The organism is Effusibacillus consociatus (genome assembly GCF_042652925.1).
GTDB classification, from domain to species: domain Bacteria; phylum Bacillota; class Bacilli; order Tumebacillales; family Effusibacillaceae; genus Effusibacillus; species Effusibacillus consociatus.
Window position 1 is genome coordinate 1 of record NZ_JBHSHC010000093.1, and the last position, 13,603, is coordinate 13,603.

General features: G+C 48.9%; 13 protein-coding genes. 11 read left to right on the forward strand and 2 right to left on the reverse strand.

Going from position 1 to position 13,603, the window contains the following annotated elements:
- Nucleotides 1-81 precede the first annotated feature (81 nt).
- Nucleotides 82-573 (forward strand): hypothetical protein, encoded by a 492-nt coding sequence (locus ACFO8Q_RS10850; protein WP_380025793.1) that lies wholly within the window; start codon nucleotides 82-84, stop codon nucleotides 571-573.
- A gap of 171 nt (nucleotides 574-744) precedes the next feature.
- Here the strand turns inward: ACFO8Q_RS10850 and ACFO8Q_RS10855 are convergent, their stop codons facing one another.
- Entirely contained in the window at nucleotides 745-975 is a 231-nt protein-coding gene (locus ACFO8Q_RS10855; protein ID WP_380025794.1) for a hypothetical protein, read from the reverse strand.
- Between the two features lie 376 nt (nucleotides 976-1,351).
- Here ACFO8Q_RS10855 and ACFO8Q_RS10860 point away from each other — a divergent pair, with 376 nt between their 5' ends.
- Nucleotides 1,352-1,738, forward strand: a complete 387-nt coding sequence (locus ACFO8Q_RS10860) for a hypothetical protein (RefSeq protein WP_380025795.1) — start codon at nucleotides 1,352-1,354, stop codon at nucleotides 1,736-1,738.
- A 59-nt stretch (nucleotides 1,739-1,797) separates the two neighbouring features.
- The gene (locus ACFO8Q_RS10865) at nucleotides 1,798-2,352 is read left to right on the forward strand and encodes a hypothetical protein (RefSeq protein ID WP_380025796.1); all 555 of its coding nucleotides are present in this window, start codon (nucleotides 1,798-1,800) and stop codon (nucleotides 2,350-2,352) included.
- Nucleotides 2,353-2,463: 111 nt separating this feature from the next.
- On the opposite strand, the gene ACFO8Q_RS10870 is transcribed toward ACFO8Q_RS10865, so the two are convergent.
- Complete coding sequence (locus tag ACFO8Q_RS10870) at nucleotides 2,464-3,468, reverse strand: ABC transporter substrate-binding protein (protein ID WP_380025797.1); 1,005 nt, start codon at nucleotides 3,466-3,468, stop codon at nucleotides 2,464-2,466.
- 204 nt (nucleotides 3,469-3,672) lie between these two features.
- Between ACFO8Q_RS10870 and hemA the strand changes: the two genes are divergently transcribed.
- The 8 genes from hemA (at nucleotide 3,673) to ptsP (ending at nucleotide 13,586) form a co-directional block, all read left to right on the forward strand.
- Nucleotides 3,673-5,097, forward strand: a complete 1,425-nt coding sequence (gene hemA / locus ACFO8Q_RS10875) for a glutamyl-tRNA reductase (RefSeq protein ID WP_380025798.1) — start codon at nucleotides 3,673-3,675, stop codon at nucleotides 5,095-5,097.
- Between the two features lie 13 nt (nucleotides 5,098-5,110).
- Nucleotides 5,111-5,932, forward strand: coding sequence for a cytochrome C assembly family protein (locus ACFO8Q_RS10880; protein WP_380025799.1), 822 nt, complete (start codon nucleotides 5,111-5,113; stop codon nucleotides 5,930-5,932).
- Nucleotides 5,933-5,944: 12 nt separating this feature from the next.
- Nucleotides 5,945-6,592 carry a precorrin-2 dehydrogenase/sirohydrochlorin ferrochelatase family protein gene (locus tag ACFO8Q_RS10885; protein ID WP_380025800.1) on the forward strand — a complete coding sequence of 216 codons (648 nt, stop codon included), beginning with the start codon at nucleotides 5,945-5,947 and terminating at the stop codon, nucleotides 6,590-6,592.
- On the forward strand, nucleotides 6,589-7,515 hold the full coding sequence (gene hemC / locus ACFO8Q_RS10890; protein ID WP_380025801.1) for a hydroxymethylbilane synthase: 927 nt from the start codon (nucleotides 6,589-6,591) through the stop codon (nucleotides 7,513-7,515). Before ACFO8Q_RS10885 ends, hemC begins: the two co-directional genes overlap by 4 nt.
- Nucleotides 7,515-9,044, forward strand: coding sequence for a uroporphyrinogen-III C-methyltransferase (gene cobA, locus ACFO8Q_RS10895; RefSeq protein ID WP_380025802.1), 1,530 nt, complete (start codon nucleotides 7,515-7,517; stop codon nucleotides 9,042-9,044). Before hemC ends, cobA begins: the two co-directional genes overlap by 1 nt.
- Nucleotides 9,045-9,060: 16 nt before the next feature.
- Complete coding sequence (gene hemB, locus ACFO8Q_RS10900; RefSeq protein ID WP_380025803.1) at nucleotides 9,061-10,041, forward strand: porphobilinogen synthase; 981 nt, start codon at nucleotides 9,061-9,063, stop codon at nucleotides 10,039-10,041.
- A 5-nt stretch (nucleotides 10,042-10,046) separates the two neighbouring features.
- Complete coding sequence (gene hemL / locus ACFO8Q_RS10905; protein WP_380025804.1) at nucleotides 10,047-11,336, forward strand: glutamate-1-semialdehyde 2,1-aminomutase; 1,290 nt, start codon at nucleotides 10,047-10,049, stop codon at nucleotides 11,334-11,336.
- Nucleotides 11,337-11,432: 96 nt separating this feature from the next.
- A complete protein-coding gene (ptsP, locus tag ACFO8Q_RS10910; RefSeq protein WP_380025805.1) occupies nucleotides 11,433-13,586 on the forward strand; it encodes a phosphoenolpyruvate--protein phosphotransferase in 2,154 nt (717 codons plus the stop codon).
- Nucleotides 13,587-13,603: the final 17 nt, after the last annotated feature.

The following is a 13,603-nucleotide window of genomic DNA, read 5'->3' on the forward strand; positions in this document are numbered from 1 at the left end:
AAAATTTAAAAGAGCAACTCCAGCCTGGTTTTATGTGAACCAAATTGGCAGCTGCTCTTACTATACAAGGGAGGTAGGAACATGAAGAAAACAATGGTGATCGGAATTTCAACGTTAGGATTATTAGCAACAGTTTTAGGAGTGACAATGGTTGATACCACAGTTAACGCAGGAGTTAAGACGGAACAAAATTTAACCAAATTGGAAGAAATGGATATGAAGCTGGAATTATCAGTATCTCCAGCACCCATTGATGAAGATGCAGCAATAGAAAGTGCAAAAGCAACATTTGGTGGTTTAGTTGTAGGTGCAAAACAAGTTAAGGTAGAGTATCATATGCTGACTAATAAGTCTTTCCAACTGTTCTCGGAAGAGGCAATTCAGAAGAACCCTAGTCTGAAAACAAAAGGAATTGACAGGTTACCTGTTTATATTGTCACTTTTAAAGGTGTTGAAATTGAACAAAGCGGTCCTAAAAAGCAAACAGAATCGCCTAAAGGCAAACATAGTGAATTGAATGTAGTTGTCGATGCTACAACTGGAGTGGCTCTAAAGGCTTTCTCTTATAGATAAAAGGGGCGAAGATTATTAAGTGCGAATTGTATTGCTAGTCTTCTTTGGTTTTAGTATTTTTGTATTTAGCCTAAAGAACTTTTGCAATGAACAACTCTAAAAATTAATGGATATTGTGAAAGTTTATAAGCCCGCACTCGGCGGGCTTATACGATTTGTCGGAGCGAATCCTCACTTCACCTGCTTCGCCTTCTCGGCAAACGAAGTGTTCACAAGCTTGTCGTAAGGATCGAGGGTTTTCAGTTCGCCTGCCTGCCACATCACGGTGTGCATGTTTTCCCATTCTTCCTGGTCGATAATCGGGTCTTTTGCCCAGACGTCCGCTTTTTTGTAGCGGTCCGCGACACTGACCAGAATGTCTTTTTCAACCTGCGGGAAGTAGGGGACGATGACGTCAGCCACTTCTTGCGGCGTTGCGTTAACGGGTGGGAACCCCTATTACTGCAAAAGAGCTTTTGGATTTGGTTTGGACAGGAGAATACGAAGTCAGTTTTAGTAATCTCTATCATTATATTTCGAAAATTAAGGGAAAAGCTCGAATGTAACCCCAATGATCCCAAAATATTACTTGCTTATAAGAAGGGTAAAGGAGGATTTATACTTCGGTTTTTTGAAGAAGAAGTTGAAGCTATTTCTATCCCTGAGATGAACCATAGACAACCTGAAAGAAATTTCAGGTGGATCTGAATGTTTTTTCGTAGTCGTTATTCAGCAGAAACTAGTAAATTTAGTCTATCGGTTAATTGATGTGAAAAATACTTTTTAGGGAGAGATTAGAATGATGAAAAAAGCATTAACTACCACCTTGATTATTGGTGGGATATTGGCAGCTGGTATTCAATCCAGTTATGCAGCTCCTGCCGGTTACGGGATCACAAGATACGAAACCGTAGTAATTATTGATAGTGGCGCGGTGCTTGAATATGGACAAACCGAAGCCTCTGGTACAGATTTGAGTTACGTGAAGACATACACGGAGCTATATAAGGGTGGAGTTTGGCAGAAAAGCGCTTCCAGTACAGGTGCAACTTATGCCTACGCGGAGAACAGGGCAATTAATGTATTGGGAGGTGTACTTTATGAGGGAAAATCCGTTCATGTAGCATATGGGAAAGATGGTACCGAGGATAGACGATCATCTTATGCTTCGAAATACGCGTATTAAAAAACTTCTTACAGTCTAAGATACAATCTAATCTAAGTAAATTTGAGGTGGTATTTAAAATGAATAAGAAACTATTGATAGCCGGTTCTTTAATCGGGACTACATTGATTTCTGCAACATTCGCTTCCGGGTCAAACTACGAACTGTTTAACCATAACGAGCCGAAATCATGGGAGGAAGCCGACAAGACATTTGGAAAGTATAAAGGTGAGTCTCAAAAAGACGCTGAAATCGGTAAAGAAACAAAATCTTTTCATGTGAAGGCTCTGAAAGCGGTAGGGATTGATGTCAATGAGAGTAAGCTTAATAATTTGGCAACTCTGACGGACAAGTCGGGAACCAATTGGACTTACACCTCCTATATTCAAAGCAGTTTGATTGAGGATCAGATTCGTGCTAAATATTCACTTAAAGCTGCTACTTCTTTTATAAAAGTTCAGGAAGAAGCGATGAACTTGTTCCGTCAATCTGGAGACACTGTTCCTGTTATCTTGATAAATCCGGATCTTACAAAAGGACAGATTGTCTTCGCTCGGAATGAAGGTAATGGCGACGTTGTTACAGTTAATATCTCATTTGACAAAAATATTGACAATTGGAGCATTTTAAAGTAAGAATAATTTCGAGAAGAATTAACCCTCTGTCACATCTTTGCAGAGGGTTTTACACTACACGATGGAGAAAAGCCCGCACTCGGCGGGTTATTTATATATACGGAACAATCATCACTTCACCTGCTTCGCCTTCTCGGCAAACGAAGTGTTCACAAGCTTGTCGTAAGGACCGGGGGTTTTCAGTTCGCCTGCCTGCCGCATCACGGTGTGCATGTTTTCCCATTCTTCCTGGTCGATAATCGGGTCTTTTGCCCAGACGTCCGCTTTTTTGTAGCGGTCCGCGACACTGACCAGAATGTCTTTTTCAACCTGCGGGAAGTAGGGGGCGATGACGTCAGCGACTTCTTGCGGCGTTGCGTTGTGGACCCAATTTTGCGCTTTCTGGATCGCGTTTGTGAACTTCTGGATCGTGTTCGGGTTGGCTTTAATGAAGCTGTCTTTTGCCAAAAATACGGTGTAAGGGAGTTTTCCGCTGTCCTTCCCCAAGGAGATTACCGGATATCCTTTGCCCTGCTTCTCAAGAATCGAGGCAGCCGGTTCAAACGCTTGGTAAAAGTCGCCCGTTCCGGACGCAAACGCGGCCGTTTGGTTGTCAAATGAGATGTTTTGAATGATTTGATTGTCTGCTTTGGGATTGACACCGTTTTTGCGCTGAACGAATTCACTTACCATCTCCGGCATTGAACCGTTGCGGGAGCCGACGATCGATTTTCCTTTGGTCATCGACCAATCGAAATTCTCGATTTTTTGCCGTGCCACCAGGAAGGTGCCGTCCCGTTGGGTAAGTTGCGCGAAATTCACGACCGGTTCCGGTGAACCCTGCTGATGCACAAAGACGGTGGTTTCAGCTCCTACCAAGCCCACATCCGCCTGATTGGACAAGATGGCGGTCATGACTTTGTCCCCGCCCCAGGCGGTGGTCAATTCCACTTCCAAACCTTGTTCTTTGAAGAACCCTTTTTCAATCGCCACATACTGCGGCGCATAGAACACGGAGCGAATCACCTCCGACAGGCGAATTTTCGTTTTTTCAGCCGCCGGTTCCGCTCCGCAGCCGACAGAAGCCAGCAGCAGCGCTCCTGTAAGCAAGAGGCTTCCGATTGTTTTCCATTTCACGAGTCCTTGACCTCCTTTTGCATGATATCCATCCTATGCATTCGCCCAAAAAAGGTGAAATCCAAGGGACACAACGGGGACGTCATAAAGTTGACAGATCAAACTTGTATACTCGTATTTCGATTTTGGGTGTATTAGTGTTATAATAGGTCGAAAGTTGAAGTGCATGGATTCAATTGTTTTGTTTTGAACGGAGGGGGATAGATGAATATCCTCGTAGTTGGCCTTAACTACCGGACTGCCCCTGTGGAAATCCGTGAACGGTTCAGTGTATCCGATCAAGTGTTGATCAACGCGCTCCACCAGCTTACCGAGTCTTGTCATCTGGCGGAATCGGTGATCGTATCGACATGCAATCGGACTGAGGTTTATGCGGTAACCAATACAGTGGAGTTTGGACGGGAAGAGATTATCGACTATTTGGCCGACGCCTCAGGGATCAACCGTGAGGTGTTTTTGCCGTATCTATATATTTACATTGACGATCAGGCTGTACGTCACTTGTTCCGCGTAACGTGCGGTTTGGATTCAATGGTGCTTGGTGAAACGCAAATTCTCGGCCAGGTGCGGGATGCCTTCCTTCACGCACAGGAGTTGGGCGTTACGGGATCGACGTTTAACAACTTGTTCAAACGGGCGGTCACTCTTGCAAAACTTGCCCATTCCGAGACCGAGATTGGCCGTCACGCGGTGTCTGTTTCTTATGCTGCCGTTGAATTGGCTAAGAAAATTTTCGAAGAACTCAACAATAAAACCGTTCTTATCATCGGGGCGGGAAAAATGAGCGAGTTGACGGCGAAACATCTGTATTCTTCCGGAGCTCGCCGCGTGCTGGTAGTGAATCGAACTTTTGACAGGGCCAAGGAACTGGCAGAGAAGTTCGAAGGACATGCTCTGGAGCTTAAGTCGATTGACCTCGCCTTGAAAGAGGCGGATATTGTGATTTCTTCGACCGGTGCCGAAGGGTACGTCGTCACCAAAAACCAGGTAGCAGGAGTCATGAAGCAGCGCCGTTTTCGACCGTTGTTTTTGATTGATATTGCTGTTCCGCGCGACTTGGATCCTGCCATTAACAAGCTGGACAATGTGTTCCTCTACGACATTGATGATTTGGAAGGCGTAATTGCGGCCAATCTGGCGGAACGCAAGAAAGAAGCGGAAAAAATCAGCGTCCTGCTGGAACAGGAGCTTGTTGCTTTCAAGCAATGGCAGACGGAGCGGGCAGCCATTCCGCTCATTCAGGCGGTCCAGAAGAAAGCGGGGGCCATCCAGCAGTCGGTGATGGAAAGCTTGAAAAACAAGCTGCCGCATCTGACGGAACGGGATCTCTATCAGCTTGAAAAACACACAATGACCATGATTAACCAGCTGCTTCATGACCCGATTATCCAGATCAAAGAAATGGCGGTTGAGCCGGAGGCTGAACTTTATTTGAAAGCTTTCTCGAGGATTTTTGGACTCGAAGCAGCTGCTGAAACTCCAAAAAACCAGCCAACTCCCCAACCGGAAGGAGACAAGCAGCCGAAACTGCAGACAACCGGTTCTTCTGCGGGTCCGAGTGCAAATTATAAGACCACTACCAGGAAGGCTTCCGTCGATAGTCAATTGATCGGCGGCCTGTCACAATAAGGGGGGGCATATGATGCAGGGAAGTGTCCTTCTGTATGATGTTATGACATTTATTTACGCGGTCGCGGTACTGCTGTATTTCGTGGACTTTGTACAACCGAACCGTAAAGTAAATCGCGCGGCGTTTGTTCTGTTATCCGCGGTTTGGGTGATTCAATCGGTATTCTTCGTTTTACGGATGCTGGAATTGAATTATGTTCCAGTACTGACAACGTTTGAAACCATGATTTTCTTTTCGTGGATCTTAATTACGTTCTCACTGGTCATCAATTTCTTTTACAGAATCGATCTCTTTACGTTTTTTACGAACGTGGTCGGCTTTGCGGTGGTAGCTTTTGTCACTTTTACGGATAAGGGAGCCACCTCGTTGTCCGCCTCGCTGCAGGGAAATCTGTTGGTGCTGCATGTCACCATGGCATTTTTGAGCTATGCCTGTTTTCTTCTGGCAACGATCTTCTCCATCATGTATCTGATTCAGGAGAAGCTTCTCAAAGAGAAGAGATGGAATGATCTGTTCCGGAGATTGCCGTCGCTTGATCAACTGGAACAATTTTCTTACCGGTTGATCGTATTCGGGTTCCCGATGCTGTTGGTTGCGATGATTCTTGGGGCAATCTGGTATAATGCCCGATTTGATCAGGTGTTGATATTGGATCCGAAGCCTGTCGTTTCGGTTGCTCTTTTGGTGATCTACGGGATCTATCTGTACCTCAGAGTGTCGGCCGGGTGGCTTGGGAGAAGATTGGCATGGATCAACATCACCGCGTTCATGGCTGTAGTGATCAATTATTTGATTGTCGGGAACTTTTTCTCCGAGTTCCACAATTGGAAATAATCGGGGGCCTGCATGGATAAACAATTTTTCGGTGCATTCCTGGATTTGTCCAAACGGTTGTGTGTGGTGATTGGGGGAGGAAAAGTTGCGGAGCGCAAGGTCCAATCTTTGCTGCTTTGTGAGGCGAGGGTGCGAATCGTTTCCCCCACCCTGACACCTGCATTGGCTGAACTTGTATCGGAAGGACGAATTGAATATGTGGAGCGATCCTTCCAATCAGGGGATACAAAAGGGGCCTTTTTGACAGTTGCGGCCACCAATTCTCCCGAGGTTAACCGATTGGTTGTCCAAGAAGCGGAGGCGGATGGACGATTGGTCAACTCCGTGCATGCTTCCACTAGAGGAAATACGATTTTTCCCGCGGTAGTCCGGCGAGGCCCTTTACAGGTGGCGATTTCCACTTCGGGAACGGGACCTGCTGTTGCCCGCGCTGTTCGTGAGGAGCTTGAGAACTATTTTGACACAGAGTACGAACTGTATCTGCATAAAGTAAGCTCGATTCGGAACATGCTGATGAAAACAATCGAAGATGAGGCAGTACGTGCGGAGATTATCAGGGAGATTGTCCAGTCAAACGTACGGGAATTGCTTCGTTCGGGAAACGAGGCGGAAGCAGACCGGACGATCCGAGTCATCATAGAGGGGCGGAGAAATTCATGAGGCATATTAAAGTCGGAACTCGACAGAGTTCTTTAGCGCTTACACAAACGAATTGGGTATGCTCCCAGCTTGAGTCCATCTATCCGGGCTTAAATATCGAAACGGAGAAAATTGTAACCAAAGGCGATCGCATTCTTGAAGTCACATTGTCCAAGGTGGGCGGCAAAGGATTGTTTGTGAAAGAGATTGAGCAGGCACTGCTCGATAAAACGGTCGATTTCGCCGTGCACAGCATGAAGGATATGCCCGCTGAAATGCCGGAAGGGCTGATTATTGCTGCAGTTCCTGAGCGTGAAGATCCCCGGGATGTGTTGATCAGCCGGGATGGCCGCACGTTTTCCGAGCTTCCGAAAGGTGCGAAAGTCGGAACCAGTTCTTTGCGCCGGGCCGCCCAATTAAAGGCTGCCCGACCTGACCTCGAGATTCTGCCGCTGCGCGGAAATATCGACACACGGTTGCGAAAGCTGGAAGAGGAAGGTCTCGATGCGATTATCCTTGCGGCCGCAGGTCTTTCCCGGATGGGGTGGCTGAATCGCGCAACGGAGAGGTTATCGGTTGACATCTGCATTCCGGCTGTCGGACAGGGTGCGCTTGCCATCCAATGCCGGGCTGACGACGAAGACATGATCGATTTATTGGCGGCGTTGGAACATCAAGCGACTCGCCTGGAAGTGAGGGCGGAGCGGGCTTTTCTGGGCAAACTGAACGGCGGATGCCAGGTGCCGATTGGCGGATACGCAGAGTATCATGACCAGACGGTGTCTCTTCGGGGAATTGTCGGAACTCCTGATGGCGAAACACTGCTGAAAGATTTTGCGGAAGGAGACAATCCGGAGGAGCTCGGTTTGTTAATGGCCGAGAAACTGCTTGAAAAAGGCGCCCGTAAGATTCTGGCTGATGTCCGCGAGGAGTTGAAATCCTAATGGCTTCCGGCATTGTATATCTGGTTGGGGCAGGCCCGGGCGATCCGAATTTGATTACCGTCAAGGGCATGAACATGCTGAAAAAAGCGGACGTGATTCTGTATGACCGGCTTTGTTCGCCGCGGCTGCTTTCGTATGCCCCGCCAACAGCGGAACGGATCTATTCGGGGAAGACCCCTGACAAACATACTCTCCCGCAAGAGGAGATCAACCGGCTTCTGGTGGAAAAGGCCAAGGCGGGGATGACGGTCGTGCGGTTAAAAGGCGGAGATCCCAGCGTTTTCGGACGAGTGGGCGAAGAAATGGCTGCACTGGCGGAACACGGAATTGAATATGAGGTTGTCCCCGGGATCACGTCCGCGATCAGCGTTCCGATTTATGCGGGGATTCCCGTAACGAGCCGGGGGGTTGCCACCTCATTTGCAGTGATTACCGGTCACGAGGACCCCGAAAAGGGGACATCAGGCATTGATTGGGCACGCGTGGCGGTCGCTGCGGATACCACTGTTTTTTTGATGGGAGTAGGAAGATTGGCTTCCATTGTAGAGAATTTGATCCGCAACGGGCGACCGGCCGATACACCAATAGCTTTGATCCGGTGGGGAACTTGGGCGGAGCAGGAAACGCTCACCGGGACACTTGCCGATATTGTGAACAAAGTGGAAGCGGCAAATTTTCGCAATCCGGCTGTCATTGTCGTTGGAGATGTGGTTCACTTAAGAGAGAAAATTGCCTGGGCTGAGAAAAAGCCGCTTTTTGGGAAACGGGTGATGATTACCCGCACCCGGTCTCAAGCAAGCGAATTATCTCAGTTGATTGAGGAGTTTGGCGGAGAAGCATACGAGTTCCCTGTCATTCGATTGGCTCCCCCGCAGGATTGGGGTCCGGTCGATTCCGCGCTTCATCAACTTGAAACGTATGATTGGATTGTGTTTACGTCCGTCAATGGAGTTGAATTTTTCTTTAATCGAATGCGGGAAACAGGCATTGATGTCCGTCGAATTCACGGCAAGCTTGCAGTCGTTGGCACAACCACAGAGGAAGCTTTACGGGCCAGAGGGTTGTTCGCGGATCTGATCCCGAAACAGTTTGTCGGGGAATCCTTGTTCAAAGAGTTGGAAACCCGGATCCGGCCCGGACAAAAGGTGCTTTTGCCAAGAGCGGACATCGCAAGGAAAGCACTGCCTGATGCCCTCCGACAAATTGGCTGTGAAGTGACGGAGATCGATGTTTATGAGAACGTCCCAGTCTCCGAAAATGCAGCCGAAGCCAAACAGGTGCTCCGGGACGGCGATGTACATATGATCACATTTACCAGTTCTTCAACGGTGAAAAATTTCGTGAAGGCAATGGAAGGGGAGGATCTCAATACTCTTCTTGACGGCGTGACAATCGCCTCCATTGGTCCGATTACCACCGAAACGGCCGAAAAATTAGGCCTTCGGGTGGATGTGACAGCCGATATCCACACGATAGCCGGGTTGGTTGAAGCATTGATTGCTCATCGAAACAAAAAGAATTTTATTTAAGAAGGGTGCGTTGTTTATGCAACTGCCAAAAGATTTTCAGCGTCTGAGGAGATTGCGCCGGACTGCAGGTGTTCGTTCGATGGTCCGGGAGACAGAGTTGAATGTGCAGGATTTTATCTATCCGCTTTTTGCTGCCCATGGAAAGGGCGTGAAAGAGGAGATCGGTTCGATGCCGGGCGTGTATCATTTTTCGATTGACAGGCTGCGCCGGGAAATCCAGGAAGTCTCGGAAGCGGGGATCAGGTCTGTGCTGCTATTCGGAGTGCCTGCAGAGAAGGACGATCTCAGCTCGGAGGCTTATGCTCAAGAAGGAATCGTCCAGCAAGCTGTACGGGCGGTCAAAGAAGAAAATCCCGATTTGACTGTCATCACGGACGTTTGCCTGTGTGCGTACAATCCGCATGGACATTGCGGAATTGTGCGTGAGGGACAAATCCTGAACGACCCGACTCTGGAACTTCTTGCAAAAACTGCAATTTCACACGCGCAGGCGGGTGCCGATATCATTGCCCCTTCGGATATGATGGATGGGCGGATTGCAGCGATTCGGGCCGGATTGGATCAGGCAGGATTTTTGGATATTCCGATTATGTCGTATTCAGTTAAGTATGCATCATCGTTTTACGGACCTTTCCGTGATGCGGCTCATTCTGCGCCCGCCTTTGGGGATCGCAAGACTTATCAGATGGATCCCGCCAATGCTCGCGAGGCACTGAGAGAAGCGGTGGCCGACGTCGAGGAAGGGGCGGATTTTCTCATGGTGAAGCCGGCGATGGCTTATATGGACATTATCCGTCAGTTGAGGGACAACTTCGATCTGCCGATCATATCGTATAACGTATCGGGCGAATATTCGATGATTAAAGCGGCTGCACAAAACGGCTGGGTGGATGAACAGCGCATCGTGTTGGAGTTGCTCACGGGCTTGAAGCGCGCGGGATCGGATCTGATCATCACCTATCATGCGAAAGAAGCCGCAGAATGGCTACGGGGGTAACCGCGATGCACAAAGGATACGAGAAATCACATGCTGCATTTGCCGAAGCAAAAAACCTGATTCCAGGCGGGGTTAACTCTCCTGTTCGAGCGTTTCGGGCGGTAGGAACCGATCCGGTGTTCATTGAACGCGGGCAAGGTTGCCGCATGTTTGATATTGACGGGAATGAATATATTGACTACGTGTTGTCCTGGGGGCCTTTGATTCTTGGTCACGCCCATCCTGCAGTGACAGATGCTATCATTGAATCTGCCAAAAAAGGGACTTCTTTCGGGGCGCCGACCTTGCTTGAAACCGAGATGGCCAAGCTGGTGACGGAGATTGTTCCCTCAGTTGAAATTGTTCGCATGGTAAACTCCGGAACGGAAGCCACAATGAGTGCCCTGCGTCTTGCTAGAGGGTACACCAAACGCAGCAAAATCATTAAATTTGAAGGGTGTTACCATGGCCATGCGGACAGCTTGCTGATTAAAGCCGGATCGGGGGTCGCAACACTGGGGCTGCCGGATTCTCCCGGAGTACCCGACTCGGTAGCGGCAAACACATTGACCGTTCCGTTTAATGATGTCGAATCTCTAAAGCTGGCGTTCGAGAAATTCGGCGAAGATATCGCAGCCGTCATTATTGAGCCTGTTCCCGGGAATATGGGGTGCGTGCTTCCGCAGCGGGGTTACCTGCAGGAAGTTCGTCGTATTACCCGCGAATACGGTGCACTTTTGATCTTTGACGAAGTGATGACCGGATTCCGCGTTGCGTACGGTGGAGCTCAGGCCTTCTACGACATTGAACCCGATCTGACCACGTTGGGGAAAGTGATCGGGGGCGGGCTGCCGGTAGGGGCTTATGGCGGCAAGAAAGAAATTATGGAAATGATTGCTCCTGCGGGACCCATTTATCAAGCGGGCACCCTGTCGGGAAATCCGCTGGCCATGATCGCCGGGTACACCACTTTAAAACTGCTCGGACGCCCCGGCGTGTATGAAGAATTAACGGCCAAGTCGAAGCGAATCGCGGAAGGGTTCAAAGAAGCCACCGCAGAACTTGGGATTCCGTCTTACGCTACTTATGTCGGAGGCATGTTTGGCTGCTTTTTCACCGATACGCAGGTTGTCGATTATACTACAGCGAAGACATCCGATCTGGAACGTTACGGAAAATATTTCCGGGAAATGCTCAAGCGGGGAGTGTATCTGGCACCTTCCCAGTTGGAGGCGGGTTTCACTTCCTTAGTCCACACGGATGATGATATCGACAGAACATTGGAAGCATCGCGGGATGCTTTAAAGACTCTATAACGGATTTCATAAATGACTGAAAGGGGGCTGGCCCAAAGTAGGTAAAACTACTTGAGGGGCAGCCCCCTGTGGTTCTGCTTAGGAGGAATTTCACATATGCTTGAACAAAATATAGTGCCTGTTTACAGACCTGTGCAAGGATCGACTGTCCCGGTTGAACAAATTCCGGATCCGGTATTTTCCGCAAAGCTATTGGGAGACGGATTGGCGATACAAGCGGAAAACGGAATCGTACGATCACCGGTAGACGGTGAGATCGTGGTGTTATTTCCGTCCTTCCATGCAATTGCGATACGGACTTCGCACGGGTTGGACATTATGATTCATATCGGAATCGACACCGTTGAGCTCGAGGGCGAAGGGTTCACTTCGTTCGTGAATGTAGGAGACACGGTGACAATTGGACAGGAACTGATCCGCTTTGACTGGGAAAAAGTCGGAACAACTCATTCTCTGTTGACTCCGGTGCTTGTAACGAACATGGAGCTGGTAGAGCGGATTGAACCCGGGGCAGGTGACGTTTTGTATTCGGTTATCCTGAAGCGGAATCCGGAGGGGAGAGAACTGAAGGGTCTGCCGATCTCGGATGGAATCGCCATGGGGACTGCCGTTGTGGTTCAGCCGGAGTACAATGTGAACCGATATGTGGTGTCGGACCGATACGCGGAAAGCCATCGGTTTCGACATGCGATTCAAACCGCAAAGAAAGCGATGAGTGATTTAATCGAAACCGCCGTTACCCGCCTTTCGGCACAAGAGGTAGAGATCTTATCCGCCCAGGAGCTGCTGCTGGAAGATCCGATCGTGATGGAAGAGGTACTGGACGGCATAAAAAAATGGGGATACAACGCGGAGGCAATGGTCTGGGACGTCATGCAGCGCTGGATTCAAGAATTCTCTGCGATGGAAGACCCCTATATGCGGGGACGGGCTATCGATCTGATTGATGTCCGGGACAGACTCCTCATAGCGCTTGATGGGGGGGCTCATTTCTTCAATTACCATTTGGATGCTGACAGTGTTCTGGTGATGGACGAAATTCCTGCTTCCATAGCAGGTGAGCCGAAGGTTTCACACATTCTTGGCATCGTAACGGCGAAGGGGAACGAAACCAGCCATGGTTCCATCGTCGCGAGATCACTCGGAATTCCAGTGGTATCCGGATTGGCAGAGCAGGTTCACGCTGTTCAACCGGGCGATTTTTTGATTGTGGACGGAACCCGCGGACTCGTTATCGTAAATGCTGAGAAGGCTGTAATTGCTCATTATCAAAACGAACTTGAACGTCAAAAGGAACATGAAAGGGAACTGCTCGTCTGGAAAGACAAGCCGGCTGTCACGAAGGACGATTTTGCGATCTCAATCGGGGCGAATATCGGCGGATTAGCGGACACCAAGCGGGCTCGAAAATTTGGAGCGGACGAAATCGGTTTGTTTCGAACTGAAGTCTTATTTATGAGTTTTGACCATTGGCCCGAGGAAGAGGAACAGTTTGAAGCGTACCGGGGCATTCTGGAGGAAATGAACGGGCGGCCGGTGATCTTCCGGGTATTGGACATTGGAGGGGACAAGCCCCTTCCTTATTATCTGATCGAGGAGCAAAATCCGTTTCTGGGATATCGCGGAATTCGGGTTCTTTTTGATCAAGTGGACAAGTTTCGGAGCCAACTTCGGGCTTTATACCGAGCCTCCAAGTACGGACCTGTGAAGATCATGTTCCCGATGATACATTCGGTTGAGGAATGGCGAAGCATTAAAAACATTTGCGAAGAAGTGCAAAGCGAAGTAGGAACGGGCAGAGTCCCGCTGGGCATCATGGTGGAGACGCCGGCCGCGGCTATTTTGATTGATTTCTTTTTGGATGATCTTGAGTTTGTCAGCATCGGGACCAATGATTTGACACAGTATACCTTGGCGGTGGATCGTCAGAACGATAGAGTCAAAGAATTGTATGATCCGTTTCACCCTGCCGTTTTGAAATTAATTCGGGATGTGGTTGCATCCGCAAGTCAAAAAGGAGTCTGGGTGGGTGTTTGCGGGGAACTTGCCGGTGACGAACGAATGCTGTCATTCTGGATTGGACTCGGGGTCAATGAACTGTCCGTCAATCCGAACCGGGTACTGTCGCTCAAAAAGAGCATTTCGGAATTGTCCCGTCAACATTCACAACAAGTAGTCGGGAAATTGAAACAGGTAAAAACAAGGGAAGAAGTCCTCCGGATCCTGGATGAATTGCGATTGGACTGCTAAGCTGAACCGCCTGCAGT